The sequence below is a fragment of the Algoriphagus sp. oki45 genome (assembly GCF_036245605.1).
GTDB lineage: Bacteria > Bacteroidota > Bacteroidia > Cytophagales > Cyclobacteriaceae > Algoriphagus.
Genome location: NZ_BTPC01000006.1, coordinates 5,001 through 28,083 on the forward strand (window position 1 = coordinate 5,001; position 23,083 = coordinate 28,083).

Annotated in this window: 21 protein-coding genes (1 of these 21 running past the window's edge); 4 read left to right on the forward strand and 17 right to left on the reverse strand. The window is 44.7% G+C overall.

What is annotated here, in order from left to right:
* The 3 genes in view from AAA942_RS19435 to rpmH are tightly spaced (at most 48 nt apart) and all read right to left on the reverse strand, a layout consistent with a single transcriptional unit that may run on beyond the window.
* Window positions 1-581 carry the start of a S41 family peptidase gene (locus AAA942_RS19435; protein ID WP_445083359.1) on the reverse strand. It extends 1,081 nt beyond the left edge of the window, so only the first 581 of its 1,662 coding nucleotides appear in the window; the start codon lies at window positions 579-581; the stop codon falls past the left edge of the window.
* Window positions 571-957 (reverse strand): ribonuclease P protein component, encoded by a 387-nt coding sequence (gene rnpA / locus AAA942_RS19440; RefSeq protein ID WP_338221973.1) that lies wholly within the window; start codon window positions 955-957, stop codon window positions 571-573. Before rnpA ends, AAA942_RS19435 begins: the two co-directional genes overlap by 11 nt.
* 48 nt (window positions 958-1,005) lie before the next feature.
* The gene (rpmH, locus tag AAA942_RS19445) at window positions 1,006-1,164 is read right to left on the reverse strand and encodes a 50S ribosomal protein L34 (RefSeq protein WP_082792274.1); all 159 of its coding nucleotides are present in this window, start codon (window positions 1,162-1,164) and stop codon (window positions 1,006-1,008) included.
* Between the two features lie 137 nt (window positions 1,165-1,301).
* Here rpmH and AAA942_RS19450 point away from each other — a divergent pair, with 137 nt between their 5' ends.
* Window positions 1,302-2,951 (forward strand): M61 family metallopeptidase, encoded by a 1,650-nt coding sequence (locus AAA942_RS19450; RefSeq protein WP_338221974.1) that lies wholly within the window; start codon window positions 1,302-1,304, stop codon window positions 2,949-2,951.
* Window positions 2,952-3,003: 52 nt separating this feature from the next.
* On the opposite strand, the gene AAA942_RS19455 is transcribed toward AAA942_RS19450, so the two are convergent.
* The 8 genes from AAA942_RS19455 to rimO all read right to left on the reverse strand — a co-directional run bounded on the left by AAA942_RS19455 (window position 3,004) and on the right by rimO (window position 11,874).
* Window positions 3,004-3,732 (reverse strand): peptidase, M16 family protein, encoded by a 729-nt coding sequence (locus AAA942_RS19455; protein WP_338221975.1) that lies wholly within the window; start codon window positions 3,730-3,732, stop codon window positions 3,004-3,006.
* A gap of 62 nt (window positions 3,733-3,794) precedes the next feature.
* On the reverse strand, window positions 3,795-5,840 hold the full coding sequence (locus AAA942_RS19460) for a M16 family metallopeptidase (protein WP_338221976.1): 2,046 nt from the start codon (window positions 5,838-5,840) through the stop codon (window positions 3,795-3,797).
* A 29-nt stretch (window positions 5,841-5,869) separates the two neighbouring features.
* Complete coding sequence (locus AAA942_RS19465; protein ID WP_338221977.1) at window positions 5,870-7,201, reverse strand: M16 family metallopeptidase; 1,332 nt, start codon at window positions 7,199-7,201, stop codon at window positions 5,870-5,872.
* 195 nt (window positions 7,202-7,396) lie between these two features.
* On the reverse strand, window positions 7,397-8,392 hold the full coding sequence (locus AAA942_RS19470; protein WP_338221978.1) for an adenosine kinase: 996 nt from the start codon (window positions 8,390-8,392) through the stop codon (window positions 7,397-7,399).
* 156 nt (window positions 8,393-8,548) lie between these two features.
* Entirely contained in the window at window positions 8,549-9,712 is a 1,164-nt protein-coding gene (locus AAA942_RS19475) for a hypothetical protein (protein WP_338221979.1), read from the reverse strand.
* A 301-nt stretch (window positions 9,713-10,013) separates the two neighbouring features.
* Window positions 10,014-10,268 carry a type II toxin-antitoxin system RelE family toxin gene (locus AAA942_RS19480; protein WP_338221980.1) on the reverse strand — a complete coding sequence of 85 codons (255 nt, stop codon included), beginning with the start codon at window positions 10,266-10,268 and terminating at the stop codon, window positions 10,014-10,016.
* Entirely contained in the window at window positions 10,268-10,477 is a 210-nt protein-coding gene (locus AAA942_RS19485) for a hypothetical protein (protein ID WP_338221981.1), read from the reverse strand. The genes AAA942_RS19480 and AAA942_RS19485 overlap by 1 nt, the downstream gene beginning before the upstream one ends.
* A gap of 83 nt (window positions 10,478-10,560) precedes the next feature.
* Window positions 10,561-11,874: a 30S ribosomal protein S12 methylthiotransferase RimO gene (rimO, locus tag AAA942_RS19490; RefSeq protein ID WP_338221982.1), complete on the reverse strand. Its 1,314-nt coding sequence runs from the start codon at window positions 11,872-11,874 to the stop codon at window positions 10,561-10,563.
* Window positions 11,875-12,337: 463 nt separating this feature from the next.
* Between rimO and AAA942_RS19495 the strand changes: the two genes are divergently transcribed.
* Together AAA942_RS19495 and AAA942_RS19500 are read left to right on the forward strand one after the other, a co-directional pair.
* On the forward strand, window positions 12,338-14,341 hold the full coding sequence (locus AAA942_RS19495) for an alpha-ketoacid dehydrogenase subunit alpha/beta (protein WP_338221983.1): 2,004 nt from the start codon (window positions 12,338-12,340) through the stop codon (window positions 14,339-14,341).
* 158 nt (window positions 14,342-14,499) lie between these two features.
* Entirely contained in the window at window positions 14,500-14,994 is a 495-nt protein-coding gene (locus AAA942_RS19500) for a GNAT family N-acetyltransferase (protein WP_338221984.1), read from the forward strand.
* Window positions 14,995-15,106: 112 nt separating this feature from the next.
* Here the strand turns inward: AAA942_RS19500 and AAA942_RS19505 are convergent, their stop codons facing one another.
* Together AAA942_RS19505 and AAA942_RS19510 are read right to left on the reverse strand one after the other, a co-directional pair.
* The gene (locus tag AAA942_RS19505) at window positions 15,107-16,666 is read right to left on the reverse strand and encodes a sulfatase family protein (protein ID WP_338221985.1); all 1,560 of its coding nucleotides are present in this window, start codon (window positions 16,664-16,666) and stop codon (window positions 15,107-15,109) included.
* Between the two features lie 55 nt (window positions 16,667-16,721).
* Window positions 16,722-17,495 (reverse strand): tRNA pseudouridine(38-40) synthase TruA, encoded by a 774-nt coding sequence (locus AAA942_RS19510; protein WP_338221986.1) that lies wholly within the window; start codon window positions 17,493-17,495, stop codon window positions 16,722-16,724.
* 83 nt (window positions 17,496-17,578) lie between these two features.
* On the opposite strand from AAA942_RS19510, the gene AAA942_RS19515 reads away from it, so the two are divergent.
* Window positions 17,579-18,151 carry a hypothetical protein gene (locus tag AAA942_RS19515; RefSeq protein WP_338221987.1) on the forward strand — a complete coding sequence of 191 codons (573 nt, stop codon included), beginning with the start codon at window positions 17,579-17,581 and terminating at the stop codon, window positions 18,149-18,151.
* 135 nt (window positions 18,152-18,286) lie between these two features.
* On the opposite strand, the gene leuB is transcribed toward AAA942_RS19515, so the two are convergent.
* The 4 genes from leuB to leuC form a co-directional block, all read right to left on the reverse strand.
* A complete protein-coding gene (gene leuB, locus AAA942_RS19520; RefSeq protein WP_338221988.1) occupies window positions 18,287-19,354 on the reverse strand; it encodes a 3-isopropylmalate dehydrogenase in 1,068 nt (355 codons plus the stop codon).
* Window positions 19,323-20,882, reverse strand: coding sequence for an alpha-isopropylmalate synthase regulatory domain-containing protein (locus AAA942_RS19525; RefSeq protein ID WP_338222079.1), 1,560 nt, complete (start codon window positions 20,880-20,882; stop codon window positions 19,323-19,325). The genes leuB and AAA942_RS19525 overlap by 32 nt, the downstream gene beginning before the upstream one ends.
* A gap of 91 nt (window positions 20,883-20,973) precedes the next feature.
* The gene (leuD, locus tag AAA942_RS19530) at window positions 20,974-21,564 is read right to left on the reverse strand and encodes a 3-isopropylmalate dehydratase small subunit (protein WP_338221989.1); all 591 of its coding nucleotides are present in this window, start codon (window positions 21,562-21,564) and stop codon (window positions 20,974-20,976) included.
* Window positions 21,565-21,674: 110 nt separating this feature from the next.
* The gene (gene leuC / locus AAA942_RS19535; protein WP_338221990.1) at window positions 21,675-23,081 is read right to left on the reverse strand and encodes a 3-isopropylmalate dehydratase large subunit; all 1,407 of its coding nucleotides are present in this window, start codon (window positions 23,079-23,081) and stop codon (window positions 21,675-21,677) included.
* Window positions 23,082-23,083 lie beyond the last annotated feature (2 nt).

The following is a 23,083-nucleotide window of genomic DNA, read 5'->3' on the forward strand; positions in this document are numbered from 1 at the left end:
TCATCGAGCTTACCGTAATAGGGGACATTCTTGAGAGAAATCTTCTTTCGAATCAAGGAAAATTCCAAGGTATCCTGATCTCTTTTCACCACAACCTTAACAGGTGTATTAGCAGGACCTTTCAGCAATTCAGAGACTTGGGAGGTGGGTTTTGAAGAGACATCCACACTGTCAATTTTCAAAATCATATCTGCGATCTTGAGCCCTGTACTTTGGGCAGGAAAGCCTGTATAGGGCATCAGGATCATATTTCCTCCCCCTCTATTTCCAATCAAAGCTCCAATCCCACCGTATTCCCCGGTAGTAAGCATTCGGAAATCATCCGAGTCCTCCTCAGGAATATATTCTGTATAGGGGTCTAACTCTTCCAGCATGGCATTGATACCTACAGTAACCAATTGATCTGGGTCAATTTCATCTACATAATAGGAATCCAATTCACGAATCAGGGTGGCAAAAATATCAATGTTTTTGGCGAGGGCGAAAAGCTTGTCATTCTTTACTTGAAACGCCAAGGTCATGGACAGAACAAGGATGACGAAACCTCCTATGAAAAAGGACTTTCTTGAATTAGTGTTCATCAGTATTGGATTTTGGGGATATTTCCTTTTGTAACTTTTCCAAAGAAGCAATCATTTTGGACTCCAGTTCAGAATAGTTGATTTCAGGACTGCCAACAAATATAAAGCCGAGCATCATCCCTACAGGGGATAATTTATGCTTATTTAACCTGTAAGCCTCTCTGATTTTCCTTTTTACCCGATTTCTATCGACAGCCTTCTTGAGTTTTTTCTTCGAAACAGAAATCAGGATCTGATTCACCTCTCCCTCTTTCTTCTCTTTGTTAAGGAAAACAACTTTGAAAGGGTACAAAAAAAAAGAGGAACCTTCGTTAAAAAGTTCCTTGATTAGTTTGTCGGCATGAAGCCGTTCGCTTTTGGGTAGTCTTAAATTCATCGCAGGGACTTGAATCGTATGTGAACATACGAAAATCAAAGCAGAGAATTATTTCTTCAGCGTCTTTTCGTCAGACACAGTCAACTTATGTCTGCCTTTTGCTCTTCTGGCTCTCAATACTCTTCTACCATTTGCAGTAGCCATTCTTTCTCTGAAGCCATGCTTGTTTTTTCTTTTTCTGCGAGAAGGCTGGAATGTTCTTTTCATGATCGAATATCTTTATATCTGTTGCTCTCCGGATTTCCTTTTCAGTATTTCCCCCAAAAAGGACTGCAAAGATATGTACCATTTTTTGAATTGCAAACTAGGCCTCTACATTTGTTTTGAATAACAAGGACAAACACATGATTGAATTTCAATTTTCCTGCCCTAACCCTGCTTCTCAACTTGTAGAGATCCAGATGACTTTTGATCCTCTTCCCGATCAAAAAACCCGTCTGCAGCTACCTGCATGGCGTGCAGGAAGGTATCAGCTGGCTGATTACGCCCAAAACATCAAAGGATTTAAGGTCAATAATCACAAGAATAATCCTGTCCCTTTTAAAAAAATCAATAAAAACACCTGGGAAATTGATCTAGTCCAACCTGCTTCTCTGACTGTATCCTATTCCTATTGGGCAGGAAAAATGGACGCCGGAAATTCTTGGGCAGACGACGAGCAGGTTTATTTGAATTTTGTCAATTGTTGCTTTGAGATTTTGGGACAAAGTGACACAGAGATTCAGGTATCGTGGAACTTCCCGTTTCTAACTCAGCAAGTCTGTACGCTGATGGATGTGAATGGGGCAGAAGGAAAGGCTTCCAACTTTCAAATGCTCGCTGATTCTACGCTAGTAGCAGCAAAAACCTTATCCCACTGGACCTATTCGTCAGAAAGTACTCTGTTTCATATTTGGATCAATGGAAGGGTATTTTTTGACCAGGCCCTTTTCATGAAGTCCTTCCAAGCCTTCTCCCAAAGACTAATTCATGATTTTGGGGAATTTCCTGAAAAAGAGTACCATTTCATCTTCCAATTGCTTCCCTACCCTCATTACCATGGAGTAGAACACCGAAGAGGCACCGTCATCACCTTTGGTCCAGCAGAAAGCCTCAAAGATTCTCAGCAAATGGAGGAATTACTTGGGGTTAGCTGCCACGAGTTGTACCATGCCTGGAATGTATGCAGGATTCGTCCCGTGGAACTTTTACCATACCGATTCGGCAGTGAAACATACACCGAAGCAGGTCTAGTCCTGGAAGGTGTTACTACCTATATGGGGGATCTGTATTTGCTGAAATCCGGGGTATATTCTTTGGAAACGTATTTGAGACATTTTGGAAAAGTCATTCAAAGGGAAGCCGATTCCTTCGGATGGAGGAATTACACCATACTCGAGTCCTCTTTTGACCTTTGGCTGGATGGCTATCAGTCCGGGATTCCTGACAGAAAAGTAAACATTTACACCCGCGGAGCTATTTTGGCTTTTTGTCTGGACTTGATGCTTCTGGAATGTGGGTCTTCGCTTTCAGAAGTCATGAAAGCAATGTGGAAAGAATTTGGAAAACCCTTTAAAGGGTATCTCATGGAGGATTTTAAAAACAAAGTCGGACAGGCAATGAGCTCCAAAGGTATGCTGACCGACTTTTTTTCAAACTATGTGGAAGGGCACGAAGACCTTTTTCCCTTCCTTGAACAAAAGCTAAGCCTTTTAGGAATAAACCTCCAACCCTCTTTTAAAGATAATTTTCTTCTTCATCAGGCAGGAGTCAGGACTTCCTCCACTGGAAAAGTGCTTCAAATCCATCTTGAATCCCATGCTTATAATTGGGTTATGGCAAACGACCAAATAGAAGAAGATATCCTGATTTCTCCGGAGACTTTAAAACTGAAAATCAACCGAAACAACCGAATTCTGGAAGTGGAATTGGAGGTGACAAACAATCAATTTTTCCCGATTTATGATCTCGTTTTAACTAGGGAAACGGAGCTTTTCCAGAAATGGAGAAAATAAAAAAACCTCCTTCAAAACAAGCCTGAAGGAGGTTACCAATTAAATAATTGAATTATTGAAAGTCTGAATCCATCAAGGAAGCATTGAATTCAATTGATTTGATTTTCGCCTCCATAGGCACCGGAAGCATGGGATTTTTGATGGTCATAGTCATAGGGAACTTGATCCCATCGACTTCCTGGTAGTCTGAGTAGGTGATCTCTCCAGTGGCATCGCTGCTGGTTCTTACCTTCAATCCTGTGGCAACAGAATAATACTCCTTGGTCACGATGCCAATGGGAGCAGTGATATCCAATACATGGACATCTTCCCCATCAATTTGCTCCACGCCTACATAAGCCAAGGCAAATCCCATTTCTTCATATCGCTCTTCGGGAAAAACGAAAGTCTGAGGCTTGAGCATAGCGGCAGTCTCGTCAGGAAGCTCCTGCACTTGTCCACCTGCCATTACCTGAGCTTTCCCGTTTACAAACATGGTTTTTTGCAAAACATTACCTCCCACAGAAGTGGTCTGGATCATTCTGCTATTCTCAGCATCTGCAATGGAGCTCAATTCCAAGACTTGGCCTTGAATATTTGCTTCCATGACCAGTTTGGCATTTTTTATGGCGTTAACCTTATCCTTTCCTCCTACAGCTTTGATGTAATTTGCAATCACTGTAGCAGGGTCGTTTTCAATAATTGCTACTTCTGAGGAATTTTCTGGATTTCCAAAAGCCAAAACATCTGAAAAAGAGACCAAGCCCAAAGCTGCCGAGAAGAATAAATACTTGATTTTCATAAAGAGTTAATTTTTTTGTGAAAAATAGAAAAAGGAAAGGCGAAAACCGCCTTTCCCGTTGATTATTTAATATCCTCGTCCGTCACCGGCACATTGAGTTCCATACTTGTGACTTTGGCTTCCAGAGGTACTGGAATCATCGGAGATTTGATCGTCCAGGTCATGGGGAGCAATACACCTTCTTTTTCCTGATAATCGGAATAGAAAGTATCTCCTGAAGCCGGATTTTCATATTTGATTTTCAATCCGGAGTCCTGAGCATAGTAGTTCGTCAATTTGGCTCCGCTTGGTGCAGCGAGGATGACTTTGTATGCAGGAGTACCCTCTACGTCTTTTAGTCCATCAAGCGTCAGTGTATAGCCGTTTTTCTCATAAACCGCCTCCGGGAACAAATAGGAATTGAGCTTGGCTTCGGCCAATTGTGCTTCATTCATTGCTATAGATTGACCCTGCACTTCCATAGAGCCAGAGCCCTCAGATAGTGAAGTTTTCTGCATTACGTTTCCTGCCACAGAGGTTTTCTGACCGTATCTTCCACCTTGAGAGTCATAGACGAAGGCAATAGACAAGGCAGTCCCCATCACATTGGCATCCATTGAAATCTTTGCCGTCTGAATAGCCAGCACTTTTTCTTTTCCACCGATGGCATTGAGGTAATTTTCGATCACCTGCTCAGCAGTCATGGAGGCATCTGCTTCCAGCTTTTTGGCAGGCTGTCCCATATTGTCGTATTCGATGACTTCACCAAACTGTGCCAGTTTTTCCTTGATTTCGGATCCATTTCCTACTGTGGTGATGATAAACTTATCCGGATCGATCAAGCGCTTTGCAGTGGCATTGATGTCCTCCACAGTGTAGGAATTCAACTTTTGGAGGTAAGTAGCATAGTAGTCTTTCGGTAAGTTGAATCGCTCAATGTTCAATGCAAAGTTGGCTACAGTAGAAGGCTGCTCCAGGGATCGACCGAAACTGCCGGAGAGCTCGGCCTTGGCTTTATCCAATTCCTCTTGAGTGACCCCGTTTTCTACCAGGTTTCTAATTTCGTAGATGAACTCATAAACTGCCGAATCGGTCACTTCGGTACGGACGGATGCATTGGCTGAAATCGTCGCTACCAATTTGTCTGCACCGATGGAAGAATAGGCACCATAGGTATAGCCTTTGTCTTCACGAAGATTCATGAACAATCGGGACGCAGAACCTCCCCCCAAAATTTGATTCAGAAGTCGGCTGGAAATGTAATCCGGATCGCCAACTTTCATTTCTACAGGCTGGGTCACATTGATGACCGACTGCACAGAGGAGCTTCTATCCACGAGGGCTACAGCCTGCTTCGCAGCTCGCTCAGGCATAGGATAAGTGAAAGTAGGGACATTTCCCTGTTGCCACTTTCCAAAGTATTGATTGACCACCTTCTCAGCTTCCGCCTTGGTCATGTCGCCCACAATAGCCAAGTAGGCAATATTTGGCTTAAAGTAGGTCTGGTAGTAAGCTTTGAAATCGGCAACTTCAATATTATTAATTGTCGCCTCAGACTCAGTTTCCCCATAAGGGTGGTTTGGTCCATACAAAACTGCTCTGGACAGTCTACCTGAAATGGCATTCGGATTGTCTTTGCTTTGAGCCAAACCGGTCAGAGTCTGCTTCTTCAACTTATCCAATTCTTCCTGAGGAAAAACAGGGTTGTATAGAATATCAGCCATCAGTTCCAAGGTTTTGTCCTGATGCTTTTTCAAAGAGGAAGCAAACATTGAAGTAGAGGAAGCCCCAATGCTGGCCCCGATAAAGTCAATTTCATCATCCAACTGATCCTTGGTTCTATTGGTGGTCCCTCCCATCATCATATCTCCTACAAATCCGGTCAGTCCCGCCTTATCTCCTTCCAAAATTGGATCTCTTTCCAAGACCAAAGTGAAGGATACCCGAGGAAGTTTATTGTTGTTGACCACGAAGACCTTGAGCCCATTGGGAAGGGAAAAGGTTTCTGCATCCTTGATTTGGATTTCCGGTGCAGGACCGGATGCAGGCAATTGACTTCTGTCTACCTGGGCAAACGCCGCGACAGCAGAGATCAAACTCAATACAAATACTATTGCTAATTTTTTCATTTCTTCAGATGATTGATAAGGTGAAACAATTATTCGGTAGTCGGTTGGGCTGATTTAGGAAGGTAATAAAGCACTACTCTTCCTTTTAGGTCCAAATATTCCTTAGCCACCCGTTGGATGTCAGCTTTGGTCACTTGGGAATATTTATCCATCACCTGATTGATATAATTGGTATCGCCGTAAATCACTTTGGCTTCTGCAAGGTTTTCGGCGACACCGGCAACGGTTGAGTTTCCGCTTACAATGGCATTTTCCATTTGGTTTTTCAGCTTTTCAAATTCCTGATCTGAAATTCCCTGCTCCTGAACTTGCTGAATCAATTTATCCACTTCAGCTTCCAAATCCTGTGGCTCCACGCCCATGTTGGTGATTCCATACATGATGAAGATCCCTCCGTCTTCCAATTCCAAAGGAATAGCAGCTAAGGCCAATGCTTTCTGCTGCTTGTCTACCAATTCCTTGGTCATCAATGAGGAATTGCCTCCAGTCAGATAGGTAGAAAGCATGGAAAGTGCATAGCTGTCGGGGTGATTTCTTGGAGGCAGATTGTATGCCTGAATCACTGCCGGAATCTGAATATTATCGTAAACAATATCCCGGATTTCGGCAGTTTTCTTGGGTTCAGTCACATCCGGACGATAAATTTCCTTGGTTCCTTTTGGAATCTCGGAGAAGTATTTTCTTACCAAATCTTCGGTAGTCTTGTAATCGATGTCACCGGCAATGGTCAAGGTTGCATTGTTAGGCACATAGAAATCTTTGTAAAACTGCTGAAACTCCTCGATAGAAGCCGCATTGAGGTGCTCCAGAGAACCAATCGGCGCCCATCGGTAGGGATGATCGGAATACGCCCTTTTCAGAGTCTCCAAAAGGATGGTGCCATAAGGCTGATTTTCGTATCGCTGTCTATATTCCTCTTTGACTACTTCCCGTTGTGTCTCTACTCCGGTAATATCCACCTTGGAGTGAAGCATTCGCTCACTTTCCATATATAGGGCAAGTTCCAACTCATTGGACGGAAGTAGCTCGTAGTAATAGGTGATATCATTCGAGGTGTAGGCGTTCAATGTTCCCCCACGGCTTTGAATGATATTCATGTATTGACCACGGTCAATATTTTCTGATCCCTCAAACATGAGGTGTTCGAAAAAGTGGGCAAAGCCTGTTCTTTCGGGATTCTCATTTTTTGATCCCACATGATATAATACTGAAGTCACCACAATGGGAGTAGTATTATCCTGATGCATGATAACATGCAAGCCATTATCCAAGGTGAATTCCTTGAACTCAATTTTGTTTTGGGCAAAAGAAGAGAGCGAAATCACTCCCATCAGTAGCCCGAGTAGGGTAGTTTTCTTCATGACAAAAAGACTGAATAGGGTTTCTAGTTGGAATATTACTGAATTAATTGATTTTTGTTTGAGCAACTCATCTACTTTAAGATGATGAGTGGGCAATTTTCACTTCTTCTTGGAAAAAAGGAGTGATAAATCCATCGATGAGGAAAAAAACGGACAAGCGAAGAGGTTGCCTTTTGGGGACAACCTCTGCAGAAATTACGGATTTAATCTCGCTAAAATGTCTTTTGCCTGATGCCACTGCAGCCTAGGCCCAAACTGGCTTACGATCTGAGAACTTGCCATGGAGGCCAACTTCCCACTGGAAGCATAGGAATGCCCATTGGTGATTCCGTATAGGAAGGCTCCGGCGAACATATCTCCTGCCCCATTGCTATCGATCGCTGTGGTTTTGTACGGTTCGATATCGATGAAGGTATCCCCATCAAAAATCATCGCCCCGTTTTTCCCTTGGGTAATGACAAAATGCTTAGCCGCTTTTTTCATCTCCTCCCGGGCATCCATTAAGTTGTCTTTGCCAGTGTAGAGCATCGCCTCCTCTTCGTTTGCAAACAGCAAATCCACACTTGGACCAATGACGTCATCGAAATTTTCTTTGAAATACTTGACCATCGCCGGATCGGAGAAAGTCAAAGCCACCTTAGTGCCTGCTTCCTCGGCCACTTTTTTGGCATGAAGCATAGCCTCTTTCCCATTGGGAGAAGTAACCAAATACCCTTCGATAAATAAGTATTTGGAATCTTTTATGGCTGATTCATGGATATCCTTCACGGAAAAATTTTGGGTAATACCTAAAAAGGTATTCATGGTCCGCTCAGAATCCTCCGTTACCATGACCAGGCATTTTCCGGTCACTCCATTTTCCAAACGCTCGGGAACCAAGGCAATATCCACTCCGGAATCATTCAAATCCTGAAGGTAAAAATGTCCCAATTCGTCGTTGGCTACGCGGAAACAGTAGAAGGACTTGCCTCCAAACTGACTTACTGCAACAATGGTATTGGCTGCCGATCCTCCCGCCTGTTTTTTAGCTTCTTCGGTGTTGATCACCCCCATAAGAGAGTTTTGGCGCTCCTCGTCGACTAGCGTCATGAGGCCTTTTTCGACCCCGTTTTCCAAAAAGAACTGATCAGTCACTTTAAACTCAATATCTACCAGGGCATTACCGATGCCGGCTACGTCGTATTTTTTCATTTTTTGATAGTTGGAAAGTTGTAATGTTTAAAGGTTGTAAAGTTGGTTCACTTCATTATTCGAAATTCAGCATTCGATATTCGATATTAAAACCTCCAGCCCTAAAGATATCGATTGATGTTCTCATAAGCCTCGTATATCGTACTTCGTAACTCGTCAATCAAAGATAGGATGTCTCTCGAACGGCTTTTCCCGATCAAATAAGTACCTGTAGGTATGGTGCGTTTTGTAGATCGTCGCCAAAAGCTGCTCGCATACCCGCATCATCTTGGGATTAAAATCACCAATCCAGTTCATCTCAATGGTTTTGTAGGGGAAAGAGGACTTTCCGCTCATCTTGTCATAACTGATGATCATGGCGCTTTCCACTCCTTTGCCCTGATGCTCCGGCACTACACCGAATACCAATCCGAGCATTTTATTGGGTGGAAAGAAGGTCTTGTACCACAGAAACTTCAGCTTCCCGATCAGGTCCATTTTTCCATTCACATGCTTGAAAATCTGATTGATTTCCGGGATTTGGATAAAAAAGCCTACCGGTTCCCCTTTGTAAAAGGCAAAGTAAATCAACCTCGGATCGATGATGGGTTTCATTTTACCAAACATCAATTGGGCTTCTTTTAAGGCAATGGACTTGCCCATATGGCGTGCCCAGGCTTTGTTGTATACGGTCATGAAGTACTCCGGTGCCTTTTCCTGAAGTTCTTTGCCCTGAATATATCGGAAGGAATACTCCGGGTTAGCAATTATCGCATTGGCCCGCTGAATCATCTTTTCATCAAAGCCCAAATCCTGCACCGGCCGCATGTAGGTGTATTGCTTGAAGTAGAGTTTGAATCCATAATCCTCGAAAAACTTCTGGTAGTACCCAAAATTCCAAGGCATGTTGTAATTCGGTTCGGAGAATCCGTCCACCAACAGTCCCCACCACTTGTCCCGCTCCCCGAAATTGATCGGACCATCCATGGCTTCCATTCCTTCGCTTTGAAGCCATTCCTTGGCGGTATCCAAAAGCAAAAATGCTGCCTCCTGATTATCGATGCACTCAAAGAAACCGACCCCACCGGTCGGCTGCTTTTCCTTCATTTTGGGATTGATAAAAGCTGCAATTCTCCCGATGGTCTCTCCTTTGTCATTTTGAAGCAACCAGCGCTTGGCTTTGGCTCCGTTTCGGAAAAGCTTGTTGGTTTCAGGATGAAAAAGTCCCTCGATGTCTTTATCGAGCGGTCGAATCCAGTTTTTCTCATGCTTATACAGCCTCACCGCCATCTCGATAAACTCTTTCTGATGGGCAGGAGTAGTGACTTCTATCAGCTTCATTCGGGGAATTTTAGATCGGCTAAATTAGGGGATCGGGGGGAAAGGGCAAAAGACGAGTATTCCTGCTTTTCCAAAAGCTTGACTAAATAGAATCTAAAACCAAATCAAAATAACCAATTCTCTCACAACCATAATCAGACCACATGCCATCAAAGCGTAGATGAATGCGTTTCTCTCGAATTTGTATAAGAAATTGAATTTGTGAAATCCTACTTTATCTGGCTTTATGACCCTTTGATACCGATAATATCCCCAGCCGAAAAGAACTAATCCAATTAAGATTTTAAAAAAAATAGAAAGATTATTCATAAATATCCTTTCTATGTCCAATAGCAATAACCTCAATGGTTAGAATTCTATCCTCTATTTCATAAATAATTCGGTAATCCGATACTCGAATTCGATAGGCGTCTCTGCCTTTCAACTTTTTATATCCTAAAGGTCTTGGATTTTCCGCCAAATTATAAATGGCCTCTTTTAAGCTTGAAAAATAAGGTTCTGAAATCTTGGAAAGAGATTTAATCGCAGACTTCTTAATGGCTATTTGGTAAGCCATTATTTTTCTTTTCGGAGAATTTCGATCATTTCAAAGGCCTCGTCAATAGGAAGGGAGGATTCATCGGAATTCTTGACTTGGTCATAAAGCTTGATATCCTCCAATTCTTCGATCTTTTCAACCATTGCTTCAAACTCTTTGACAGAGATCACCACGGAAATCTTATTCCCTGCATGGTCTGTGATGTATTTAGGATTGATTGTCAGCATAATGAAAGTTAGCAATTTTGCTTGATACTCCTAAAACGAAAAAAGGGAGAAACCATCTACAATTTCCCCCTTTTCATTTTTATTTATTCCTCAACCGTCGCATACAGATCAAACTCCGTCGCATCAAAAACTTTCGCTTGGACAAAGTCTCCCACTCGGCAGTAAAACTTGGAAGAATCGATCAGCACTTCATTATCAACTTCGACAGAATCAAATTCAGTCCGGCCGACGAAGTATCCGCCTTCTTTCTTATCGATCAGGACTTTGAAAGTTTTGCCGATTTTCTCCTGATTGAGGTCGTAGCTGATCTGCTCCTGCACCTCCATCAGGTGATTGGCGCGGTCCTGTTTTTCTTCTTGGGTAAGGGTATCCTCCATGGAGAAGGCATGGGTATTTTCCTCATGGGAATAAGTAAACACGCCCAATCGCTCAAATTTCATTCGCTCCACAAAGTCAACCATCTCCTGGAACTCCTTTTCTCCCTCACCCGGATGCCCGGCGATCAAGGTGGTTCTGATGGCAATCTCCGGGATCATTTCCCGAATGCTGTGGATCAATTCTTCCTGCTTCTCACGGGTTGTACCTCTTCGCATCGTTTTCAAAACTGAGGTAGAGCCATGCTGCAAAGGAATGTCTAAGTATTTACAGATGTTCGGACGATCCTTCATGACTTGGATTACATCCATCGGGAAACCTGTTGGATACGCATAATGCAGTCGAATCCAATCAATCCCTTCCACATCCGCCAATCGATCCATCAATTCTGCCAGGTTTCTTTTTTTATACAAGTCCAAGCCGTAATAGGTGGAATCCTGCGCAATCAAAAGAAGTTCTTTCGTTCCATTGGCGGCCTTGTGCTGGGCTTCTTTCACCAATTCCTCGATGGGTCTGGAAATATGGCCTCCACGCATCAAAGGAATCGCACAAAAGGAACATGGTCTATCACAACCTTCTGAAATCTTCATGTAGGCATAATGTGCTGAGTGCGTCAACAAACGCTCTCCAACCAACTCGTGCTTGTAGTCAGCCTTGAATTTCTTTAAGATCGCAGGCAAATCACGAGTGCCAAAAAATGCATCAACCTGTGGGATTTCCTTTTCCAAATCGTCTTTGTATCGCTGAGAAAGACAGCCCGTTACATAAACTTTGTCCACTAAACCCTGCTCTTTGGCATCCACATATTGGAGAATGGTATCAATCGACTCCTGCTTCGCATTGTCGATAAATCCGCAGGTGTTAATGATAATAATGTTATTGTCTTCAGAGTTGGACTCGTGGCTGGCGTCGATTCCATTTCCTTTTAATTGAGTCAAAAGGACTTCAGAATCCACCAGGTTTTTAGAGCAACCCATGGTGATGATATTGACTTTGTCTTTCTTTAATGTTCTCGCTTTCACAGAATTCGCTTCGATTTGGGAGGGCAAAGGTAATTAAAAAAGGGTTGAAAAGGTTGTAAGGTTCAAAAGTTGTAAAGTTAGTCCCACTCACCTTACAACTTTTCCACTTTGCAACTTTCTCACTTCTCCTCTTAACACTTTGATAAAACAAGCTTAACGCAGGTCTTCGTATCGGGGAGAATCCTTTGCCTAATTTTGAACCGTACAGCAAATACTTTTCTAACTCCTTGCATTAACTTTTTGCCCCCGATGTGAATCGGGGTGCATTGCAGGGGAGTTTCGATTTCGGAGTTTGGGATGTCAGATTTCGGATTTTTTGATTCTCAAAGTTTTCAATATCTGTGAAAATCTGTGATTTTATCTGTGTCTATTTGTGGGAACCTCTAAACTTCGAACCCACCAATTCAAAAATCCTTTGCCGATTTCAGGGCTTCCTGTACCTTAGATTCCCAAATCGAACCCTATGGAATTCAGCGCCCCAAATGCCCAAATTTTAACTTTTGACAGGAAAAATCATTCGGATGAAGCTCTACTCAAGCTTTACGAATCCCTGATTGTTCCTCGCCGAATCGAGGAGAAAATGCTCATTCTCCTTCGTCAGGGTCGGATCAGCAAGTGGTTTAGCGGATGGGGACAGGAAGCGATCTCAATCGGTGCGGTCAATGCCTTGAACTCGGATGAATTTATCCTGCCTATGCATCGGAATTTGGGGATCTTTACCGGCAGAAATCTGCCACTAGAAAGACTTTTCGCTCAGTTTCAGGGGAAAAAGTCCGGCTTTACCAAAGGCCGGGACCGATCCTTTCACTTCGGTAGTATTGAGCACCATATTTTGGGAATGATTTCCCACCTCGGTCCTCAATTGGCGATTGCAGATGGGATCGGATTGGCGCATAAGCTTTCTAAAGAAAAGAAAGTGACGCTGGTTTTCTCGGGCGACGGAGCAAGTTCAGAAGGGGATTTTCACGAGGGATTAAACGTCGCGGCTGTTTGGAAGCTACCGGTGATTTTCGTCGTCGAGCACAATGGTTACGGACTTTCTACTCCGAGTGAGGAGCAGTTTGCTTTCAAGTACTTTACCGAAAAAGGCCCAGGCTATGGCATGGAGGCCGTTCGGGTACAAGGAAACAACGTGCTGGATGTCTATGACACCATTCTGAGACTGGCAGAAGATATCCGGGAAAATCCAAGACCTGTATTGGTCGAAGCGATCACCTTCCGCATGCGCGGCCATGAAGAAGCTTCCGGCACCAAATACGTGCCCAAACACCTGATGGAAGAATGGGCCCAACTCGATCCGGTAGACAATTACGAAGCCTACTTGGAATCAATCGGAGTGCTTGATGCAGCTACCAAAGAGAAGCTGAATCAGAAAGTCAAAAAGGCAATCAACGATGGGTTGGAAATTGCCTTTGCAGAAGAACCTATCACTCCAAATTTGGAAGAAGAACTCGCCGATGTCTATGCGCCTTTTTCCCAAGAAGTCATAGCTCCAAAAGGGCCAAGTACCGAAAAGCGCTTTATCGATGCGATCAGCGATGGGCTTCGACAATCCATGGAAAAGTATCCCAATCTGATCCTCATGGGTCAGGATATCGGGGAATATGGAGGAGTTTTCAAAATCACGGATGGTTTCAAAGTGAAATTTGGAGGAGATCGGGTGCGCAATACCCCACTTTGCGAAAGCGCCATTATCGGCGCAGGACTCGGGCTCTCCATCAAAGGCTACAAAGCCATGGTCGAGATGCAGTTTGCGGACTTTGTGAGCGTGGGTTTCAATCAAATCGTGAACAACCTAGCCAAAATTCACTATCGCTGGGGACAGCAAGCTGATGTTGTAATCCGAATGCCAACCGGTGCAGGAACAGCCGCAGGTCCATTTCACTCCCAATCCAACGAAGCTTGGTTTTTCCACACTCCGGGATTGAAAATCGTCTATCCTTCTAATCCGCATGACGCCAAAGGCCTGCTGAACGCAGCTTTGGAAGACCCAAACCCATACCTGTACTTTGAGCACAAACTGCTATACAGATCCATTTCGGGGTCTGTTCCAGAAAACTACTACACAGTGGAAGTGGGAAAGGCTGCTTTGGCACAGGAAGGCAACCAAGTCTCCATCATCACCTATGGGATGGGCGTGCATTGGGCGATCAAAGCCGTCGAAGAAATGGGAATTTCAGCCGATATTCTCGACTTGAGAACACTTTTACCTTGGGATCAGGAAGCAGTAGCAGCCACGGTGAAAAAGACCGGAAAGGTAATTTTCCTTCAAGAAGACACGCTCACGGGCGGAATCGGGGCGGAGATTTGTGCTTGGATTTCCGAGCATTGCTTTAAAGACCTTGATGCTCCTGTGATGCGGGAAGGAAGCTTGGATACGCCTGTGCCTTTTGCTCCAAACTTGGAAAAGCAGTTTTTGCCGACAGAGCGATTCAAGGGGAAGTTGAGGGAGTTGGTTGAATTCTAATTTTTGATTGAAATATTGAAAGATTTGAAAATTGGAAGATTGGGTTGAAAAGTGGTAATGTTGGAAGGTGGTAAAGTTTTCAGGCCTTTTAGGTTTTGAACCATTTTTTGACATCCACTCTGCTCAGCACCTCGTAAATCGAAATTCAAAAATCGTAAATGAAAATCAGACAGCTAGCCAAAAAGGAACTCTCCACTGTTCAATCCATCGCTCACCGCACTTGGCCATCGACTTTCGCCAATATTCTGAGTCCAGAGCAGATTGACTACATGCTCAACTGGATGTATGATCTCAAAATGCTGGAATCTCAGTTGGAAAAAGGTCATACCTTTTTATTGGCTGAGGAAAATGGAGAAGAACTCGGTTTTGCGGGATTTGAGCTGAATTATTCTGAAGGCCCAAAAGCCAAACTGCATAAAATCTACCTTTTGCCAGAGGCTCAGGGAAAAGGGGCTGGAAAGGCCTTGCTCCTTGAAGTTGCGGATCGGGCCAGAAAAGCCGGCCAGCAAGGTCTCCTCCTAAACGTCAACAAATACAATCAAAAGGCTATCGATTTTTACCTGAAAATGGGTTTTGTGGAGATTTACAAAGAAGTCATTGACATCGGAAATGGCTATGTGATGGATGACGTGGTGATGGAATTGAACCTTTGAGGTTTTGAAAACCTCGAAAGTTTGAATCAAAAAAATCAGCTCGCAGATGACTCAGAAGACCACAGATAGCATATTCATCTGTTCAAATCCGTGTCATCTGTGAGAAAATAAATCACTTTAACTCCAGCGCCTCCACTTTGCTTTCCCCTCCTCGAATCTTCTGATAGATTTTTTTCATTTCCTCCAGTTTTTCAGGATTGGAAGCCGCCAAATTGGTTTGTTGTCCGGGATCTTTCTTCAGGTTATATAGTTGGTAATCCGTAGAATTCCCCAACTCAATGTTTACTTGTTTTTGCACCTCAGGACCGGGATAGGGAGGAATCATGGCCCAATCCCCAGCACGAAGAGCTGTACGGCTAGTGGCTTCCAAAATCACGGCTTCCCTTCCTTTTTCACTTTTTCCTAAAAAGGCTTCCAGTAGGTTTTCGCTATCAGGTCCTGTTTCGGAACTCTCGACCAAAGCTGCCAGAGAATTCATCAAATCAATTTGTGTAACCAACGCAGAAGAAACTCCTGGTTGGATTTCCCCTTTCCAAAAAGTGATGAATGGAACTTTCGTTCCAGCCTCGAACAAGGAGTATTTCCCACCTCTCAAAGGACCTGATGGCGTATGGTCTCCCAATTTTTCCACGGCATCATCATAGTACCCGTCATTAAGCACAGGTCCATTGTCGCTTGACAAAATGATTAGTGTATTTTCCAAAATACCCGATTCCTCCAGCGTCTTCAGAATTTCTCCGATCACCCAATCCGCCTCCAAAATAGCATCTCCACGAGGGCCCATGCCTGATTTTCCCTCAAATCTGGGATGCGGCGTACGAGGCACATGCGGCTGCTGCATGGGGAAAAACAAAAAGAAAGGGGTTTCCGATTTCACTTTTTCCTGGATATAGGCTTTTCCTTTCTCCAAAAAATGATCGGCCATATCCACATCGCTCCAGTGGGCACTTTTGCCTCCTTTCATAAATCCGATGCGAGGGATTCCATTTACGATGCTGTTGTTATGCCCGTGATGCCACTTCATGGTAAGTAGCTCCGGATTTTCCAGTCCTGTAGGTTCTCCTTCGAAATTTTTCTCATAATCCACCTGAATGGGGTCATTTGGGTCCAAATTGACTACCCTACCATTTTCTATGTAGACAGTAGGTACGCGGTCCTGAGTTGCTGCCAAAATATACGAATGATCAAATCCTACATGATTCGGGTTTGGAGCGATCTCTTGGTTCCAATCGACTACTCCCGTACCCAATCCTAAATGCCATTTTCCGATTACTGCGGTGTGATATCCCTGGTTTTTGAGCATTTTTGGAAGCGTCATCTGAGCCGTATCAATGATCAAAGGAGCTGTGCCGGGGAGAATTTTGGCATTTTGATTTCTCCATGGATAGGTACCTGTCAAAAGTGCATAGCGGCTAGGCGTACAGGTGGCAGAGGAGGCATAGCCGTTGGTAAACCTCACCCCACCATTGGCCAATCGGTCCATGTTGGGAGTTTGGAGTGTCCCTACTCCATAGGCACTGACATCTCCATAGCCGAGATCGTCGAGATAGATGAATAAAATATTGGGAGGCGTGGCCTGATTTTCCTGAACCTTTTCAGAAGGAGTGCATGAAAGGAGGAAAAGTAGGGCAGACAAAAAGCTTAGCGGATTCCAAAGCTGTAATGTATTCATTGGTCGGGATTTATCTGTTAAAATGCGTTTTATTTCCCTAGAAATCAAAACCCAATCAAAAATCCCGCAATACCGTCTCCCAAAGCACCAATCCATGGGCCGGGGCAGTGGGAACTTGCTTGTATTCTTTTTCGGGAACAGCTAGCCTTTCTTTGATTTCATCGGATGAAAAATGCCAAATCGCAGCAACCATTTTTCGCACCTGATTGTATAGAAAGCCAGTTCCGGTGACCTCAAAACAGTAGACACTTTCAGGGAAAAAAGGACCTTCAAACTCCTTCGTTTGGTAAACTTTAGCTTCTAGGACTTCCCTCACGAAATCCGTTTTGTTGGGGCTGATCTTGCAAAAGGCTTGAAAATCATGTTTTCCAGCAAAAATTAGGGCCTTTTCTCCCATCTGATCCAAAGGGGAAAACTGATGGACTTGGGTAACAAAGGCAGAAGCAAAAGCCGGGAAGCTATGTTCCTCTGCAAAGAAATAGCGGTAGGTTTTATGAGAAACAGCCTGAATAAGATTCAATTCTCGAGGGACCTCCCGTACTGAATTCAGCACAATTTCTCCGGATAGATTCAGATTAAGTACTGGCAAAAGTGTCTCCAAGTCGGTTTTCTCCCTCAAAAACAACTGAACAAATCCCTGTCTGCAACTCACTCCTGAATCGGTCCGACTCGATCCGATCAAGCGGAAATCTTCATGTCCCAGCACAAAGCGAAACACTCGTTCAAGCTTTCCCTCGATGGTCGGTTGGCCTTTCTGCTTGGCCCAACCCTTGAATCGGGCGCCGTAATACGAAATAGAAAAAAGGTAGGAGAAAGGACGAGAAAGCATTTGAGGTAATGAGATGATTTGGTCGGAGAATTTTATTTCTCCCTGATCTTGGGTAACTTGGTACAAACCCAAAAATACGCGCTATGAAAACATTTCTCAGCCTCCTGCTCCTTTTTATCGGTTTTTCAGCTTTGTCACAAACTGTTCCAAGTAAAGAAATCCAAATCAAACTGGCTGTCCAGGCAGCTCCGGAAGATCAGCGGGCTGGTGCCACGGTGTATGCTTTTGACGGTACCCTGCTTCGAAAAGGCACCAATCAAACTGTTTGCTTAGGTGATGATCCCGGCCGAGAAGGACTTTCTGTTTCCTGTTATCATATCAGCGCGCAGCCTTTTATGGAAAGAGGATGGGCGCTTAGAAAAGAGGGAAAAAATGCTCAAGAGATATTTGATATCCGGGAGTCAGAATCAAAAGCCGGCATACTCAAGCTTCCTGATCAGGGAAGCCTTTTGAATGCGCTGACAGCAGAACATTCAGATGTGAATTGGACCAAGGGTGAAGCTAAAAACACCTACACACGCTCGGTGGTCTATATCCCTTGGGCTACTGCGGAAAGCACCGGATTACCACTGAAACCAGCCGGTCCCGGTTTACCTTGGATTATGGATCCGGGAACGCATCGGGCGCATATCATGATCAATCCGGCGAGGGATTGAGAAAGTTAATAGTTAAAGAGTTAATCGTTAAAGATGCTGTCAATCGAATTGTAGCAAAAATTTATTCCCCTCGAGAGAGGGGAACAAACCACCCCATTCCTGAGGTGGTTTCTTCGTTTTTTTTAGAAGAAAAGATTATCCAAAAATCTTAGCAGCCAGCCAGTCTCCCACCTCAGAAGTCTTGTAAGCTTTGCCGCCTTCGGCGATATCTTCGGTGACCACTCCTTCGGCCAATGAAAGATTCACCACATCGCTGATCAATTTGGCTTCTTCTGCCAATCCAAAAGCATAATCAAACATCATCGACGCTGAAAGCACCGTTCCAAGCGGATTTGCGATATTTTTCCCAGCAGCTTGAGGATAGGAACCATGAATTGGTTCGAATAGCTTCACTTTGGAACCCAAAGAAGCGGACGGCATTAAGCCCATAGAACCGGAAATCACCGACGCTTCATCGGTTAGGATGTCGCCAAACAGGTTTTCTGTAATCAACACATCGTAAGCCTTAGGCCACTGGATCAGCCGCATGGCCACGGCATCCACAAATTCATATTCAACCTTCACATCAGGATATTCCGGTGCGAGTTCCTGCACAGTTTCTCTCCAGAGTCTGGAAGTCGCCATCACATTGGCTTTGTCCACGCAGGTTAGGAGCTTTCTTCTTTTTTGCGCAGCTTCAAAGCCCATTCTCGCCAAGCGCACAATCTCTTCCTTGCTGTACACATTGGTATCAAAGGCTTTGGTACCCTGCTCATTTCGGCCTCTGGGTTCTCCGAAATACACTCCGCCGGTCAACTCTCTAAAAAATACCAAATCCACTCCGTCTACTCGATCCAATTTCAAAGGAGACTTATGCACCAAAGAGGGAAAAGTAAAGGTCGGACGAACGTTTGCAAATAGACCAAGCTTCTGTCTCATTCTGAGCAAACCTTGCTCCGGACGGACTTTGGCTTTGGGGTCATTGTCATATTTCGGGTCACCGATCGCTGCAAAAAGAACCGCATCCGACCCTGCGCAAATCTCATGGGTAGCATCCGGATAGGGATCTCCCGTGGCATCGATAGCGCAAGCACCGACTAGTCCTTCTTTGAAAGTAATCGTATGGCCAAACTTTTGCCCTACAGCTTTTACTACTTTGACCGCCTGGGCGATGACCTCAGGACCGATGCCGTCACCCGGCAATAACGCGATATTCATTTCCATAATAGGTGGATTCTTCTTTTTCTGGTTGGTAAGTCATGTTTTCGATGATGTTGAGCATTTTCTCAGTGGCCATCATCGCTGCCACGGTTTGGTCAGGGTCTAGCCCTTTGGTTTTGAAGATTTTGCCATAATCCCAGGTAATCACCGTCTCCACAAAGGCGTCGGTTTTTCCCCCTGGAGGAATGGAAACATGGTAATCGGTCAATTTGGGAAGTTCTCTGCCCAAAGATTTGTAAATCTTTTTCAGCGCACGCATAAAGGAATCGTACTGCCCGTCTCCCGTGGCGCTTTCATCATAAAACTTCCCGTGGATATTCATCCGAAGCTGCACGGTAGGTTTCAAGCCCTTGGAATGAGTCATGTGGTAGCCTTCGATGCTGATCGTTTTGGCAATGGAGTTGTTTTGCAGGACATCGGAAATGATATAAGGCAAATCCTCTGTAGTGACCCGCTCCTTTTTATCTCCCAATTCTATGATTCGTTGGGTGACTTTGGCGAGTTCTTCTTTTTCCAGAGAAATCCCCAATTCCTCCAGATTCTTGAGGATATTGGCTTTACCGGAAGTTTTACCCAAGGCATATTTTCGCTGGCGCCCAAATCTCTCTGGCATCAAATCATTGAAATACAGGTTTTTTTTATTGTCTCCATCTGCATGAATCCCAGCAGTCTGAGTGAATACATTTTCACCCACAACGGGCTTATTGGAAGGAATATGATGACCGGAAAACTGCTCTACCAGCTTGGAAACCCGGAAAATTTTCTGTTCCTGAATCCCGATTTCCAAATCAGTAAAATCTTTGATCACTGCCACCACAGATTCCAAAGGCGCATTTCCTGCCCGCTCACCCAAGCCGTTGACCGTGGTGTGGATGCCCGAGGCGCCATGATTTACCGCTTCCAGCACATTGGCTACGGATAGATCATAGTCATTGTGCGCGTGGAAATCGAAGTGAACTCCCGGAAATTTAGCCGTGATCTGCGCCAGGAAAGTTTTCACTTCCTCTGGAGAAAGCAAACCCAAGGTGTCCGGAAGCATGATCCGTATCACGGGTTGATGGGTCAGAAACTCGATCAGATTTAGGGTGTATTCCGGAGAATTACGCATACCATTGGACCAGTCCTCGAGATACACATTGACTGCGATTCCCTTTTCCTGGGCATAGGCAATGCTTTGGGAAATTTCGGCAAAGTGTTGCTCCGGCGTTTTCTTTAGCTGGTGTACCAAATGATTCAGAGAACCTTTGGTCAGCAGGTTGAGCACTTTGGCTCCCGACTCCACGATCCAATTGACTGAAACCGGGGTGTCCACGAAGCCCAAAACCTCCACACGGTCCAAATAGCCCTTTTGAGCTGCCCATTGGGTAATTTTCTGGACTCCTTCCAGTTCTCCTTCGGATACCCGGGCCGAGGCAACCTCAATACGGTCCACCTTCAGCTCCTCGAGCAGCAACTTGGCAATCTGGAGCTTTTCCGAAGGCAAAAAGGAAACCCCTGAGGTCTGTTCGCCATCCCTCAGCGTGGTATCCATGATTTCGATACGCCGGCGGTTGAAACCCTCCAAGGGTTCAGCACCCTTGGAGGGTTGGGCAGTATGATTTTTATTTGCCTCCATTTTTGATTTATCTGGATGCAGCAAATGCATCGATTTCAGACGCCATGTTTAACAGGTAATCGATGTCATCGAAACCATTTTGCATGTTGTCTTTTTTGTATTCATTGATATCGAAAGATTCAGACTCTCCTGTGGAAAGCAATTTGATCTTTTGCTCGGGGAGATTGACTTCAATTTCGGTCTTAGGATCGGCCTCGATGGCAGCGAAGAGTTTTTCGGCAAATTCGGGGGAAACTGTCACCGGAAGGACGCCGATATTCAGACAGTTATTTTTGAAGATGTCTGCGAAAAAGCTGGACACCACACAGCGGAATCCATAATCGTAGATCGCCCAGACGGCATGCTCGCGGCTGGATCCTGAACCGAAGTTTTTGCCTGCCACAAGGATTTTTCCCGAGTAGGTTGGGTTATTTAAGACAAAGTCCTTCTTTGGGTTGCCTTCTACATCGTATCTCCAGTCACGGAAGAGATTGTCTCCAAAACCTTCCCGCTCGGTTGCCTTCAGGAATCGGGCAGGGATGATTTGGTCGGTGTCCACATTTTCGGCTGGCAAAGGAACTGCGGTACTGCGTAGGACGGTAAATTTATCGTAAGCCATATTTTTGTTGATTAGTTAATTGTTACCAGTTATTAGTGGGTTACTAGTGTAGTGAAGGATCCTATCCAAACACTGCTAACTAGTAACCATGAACTCAATAACCAGGAAACTTAATTTCCAAAGACTTCCCTAGGATCGGTAATACGGCCAGTGACAGCGACCGCTGCAACCGTCAACGGAGAAGCCAACATCGTTCTCGCTCCTGGACCTTGACGACCTTCGAAGTTTCTGTTGGAAGTAGAAACCGCATATTTTCCGGCTGGAATCTTATCGTCATTCATCGCCAAACAAGCGGAACAGCCTGGCTGGCGAAGTTCAAAACCAGCTTCCTCCAGGATTTTCACCAAGCCTTCTTCATGAGCCAGTTTTTCAACTTCTCTGGAACCCGGCACAATCCAGGCAGTGATGTTGTCTGCCTTTTTCTTGCCTTTAACAAAGTTTGCTACAGCTCGGATATCTTCGATTCGGCCATTGGTACATGAACCCACAAATACATAATCTACTTGCTTTCCTTTTACCGGTTCGCCCGGCTGAAAGCCCATGTATTCGAGTGATTTGAGGTAAGAAGTCTTGTTGGAGCCTTCCATGCCATCGGTAGTCGGGATGTTTTCGACGACTTTGATCCCCATACCGGGATTGGTTCCATAGGTGATCATCGGCTCAATGTCAACGGCATCAAAGACCAATTCCTTGTCGAAAACCGCGCCTTCGTCGGTTTTTAAGGTTTTCCAATAAGCTACTGCCTGATCCCAAGCCTCTCCTTTTGGAGCATACTGTTTGCCTTTCAGGAAAGCAAAAGTCGTCTCGTCAGGAGCGATCAAACCTCCACGGGCGCCCATTTCGATGGACATGTTGCAGATGGTCATACGGGCTTCCATAGATAGATTTCGGATAGCTGAACCAGCATACTCGACGAAATAGCCTGTTGCACCGGCAGCGGAGATTTTGGAGATGATATAAAGAATGATGTCTTTGGAAGTAACTCCTTTTCCAAGCTCCCCTTCCACAGAAATCCGCATTTTATTGGGCTTGGACTGCATGATGCATTGGGTAGCAAGCACCATTTCCACCTCGGAAGTACCTATACCAAAAGCAATTGCTCCAAAAGCACCGTGAGTAGAAGTATGTGAATCCCCGCAGACGATGGTCATTCCGGGTTGAGTCACTCCGAGTTCGGGACCGATCACGTGTACGATTCCATGATGAGCAGAGCCCAAGTCATGAAGTTCAATGCCGTATTTCTTACAGTTTTCGCGGAGCTTTTCCACCTGCATGCGGGAAAGCTTGTCCTTAATCGTCTGATCCTGATCTACCGTGGGCACGTTATGGTCAGGAGTAGCAATTGTACGATGCGGATATTTCACACCAATTCCTCTTTTCTCTAGGTTGAGAAAGGCCACAGGGGAGGTTACTTCATGAATAAAGTGTTTATCGATGAAGAATACATCCGGGCCGGCAGGGACAGATTTCACTACGTGTGAATCCCAGATTTTATCAAATAATGTTGTCTTTTCCATAA

Bases quoted from the DNA above. Each gene is read 5' to 3' on its own strand.
- AAA942_RS19485 (WP_338221981.1), bottom strand. From the start codon at position 10,477: ATGCTGACAATCAATCCTAAATACATCACAGACCATGCAGGGAATAAG.
- leuB (WP_338221988.1), bottom strand. From the start codon at position 19,354: ATGGAAATGAATATCGCGTTATTGCCGGGTGACGGCATCGGTCCTGAG.
- leuD (WP_338221989.1), bottom strand. From the start codon at position 21,564: ATGGCTTACGATAAATTTACCGTCCTACGCAGTACCGCAGTTCCTTTG.
- AAA942_RS19525 (WP_338222079.1), bottom strand. From the start codon at position 20,882: ATGGATACCACGCTGAGGGATGGCGAACAGACCTCAGGGGTTTCCTTT.
- AAA942_RS19470 (WP_338221978.1), bottom strand. From the start codon at position 8,392: ATGAAAAAATACGACGTAGCCGGCATCGGTAATGCCCTGGTAGATATT.
- AAA942_RS19505 (WP_338221985.1), bottom strand. From the start codon at position 16,666: ATGAATACATTACAGCTTTGGAATCCGCTAAGCTTTTTGTCTGCCCTA.
- rnpA (WP_338221973.1), bottom strand. From the start codon at position 957: ATGAATTTAAGACTACCCAAAAGCGAACGGCTTCATGCCGACAAACTA.
- AAA942_RS19460 (WP_338221976.1), bottom strand. From the start codon at position 5,840: ATGAAAAAATTAGCAATAGTATTTGTATTGAGTTTGATCTCTGCTGTC.
- AAA942_RS19480 (WP_338221980.1), bottom strand. From the start codon at position 10,268: ATGGCTTACCAAATAGCCATTAAGAAGTCTGCGATTAAATCTCTTTCC.
- AAA942_RS19455 (WP_338221975.1), bottom strand. From the start codon at position 3,732: ATGAAAATCAAGTATTTATTCTTCTCGGCAGCTTTGGGCTTGGTCTCT.
- AAA942_RS19510 (WP_338221986.1), bottom strand. From the start codon at position 17,495: ATGCTTTCTCGTCCTTTCTCCTACCTTTTTTCTATTTCGTATTACGGC.
- AAA942_RS19475 (WP_338221979.1), bottom strand. From the start codon at position 9,712: ATGAAGCTGATAGAAGTCACTACTCCTGCCCATCAGAAAGAGTTTATC.
- AAA942_RS19465 (WP_338221977.1), bottom strand. From the start codon at position 7,201: ATGAAGAAAACTACCCTACTCGGGCTACTGATGGGAGTGATTTCGCTC.
- AAA942_RS19515 (WP_338221987.1), top strand. From the start codon at position 17,579: ATGAAAACATTTCTCAGCCTCCTGCTCCTTTTTATCGGTTTTTCAGCT.
- AAA942_RS19450 (WP_338221974.1), top strand. From the start codon at position 1,302: ATGATTGAATTTCAATTTTCCTGCCCTAACCCTGCTTCTCAACTTGTA.
- AAA942_RS19500 (WP_338221984.1), top strand. From the start codon at position 14,500: ATGAAAATCAGACAGCTAGCCAAAAAGGAACTCTCCACTGTTCAATCC.
- AAA942_RS19495 (WP_338221983.1), top strand. From the start codon at position 12,338: ATGGAATTCAGCGCCCCAAATGCCCAAATTTTAACTTTTGACAGGAAA.
- leuC (WP_338221990.1), bottom strand. From the start codon at position 23,081: ATGGAAAAGACAACATTATTTGATAAAATCTGGGATTCACACGTAGTG.
- rpmH (WP_082792274.1), bottom strand. From the start codon at position 1,164: ATGAAAAGAACATTCCAGCCTTCTCGCAGAAAAAGAAAAAACAAGCAT.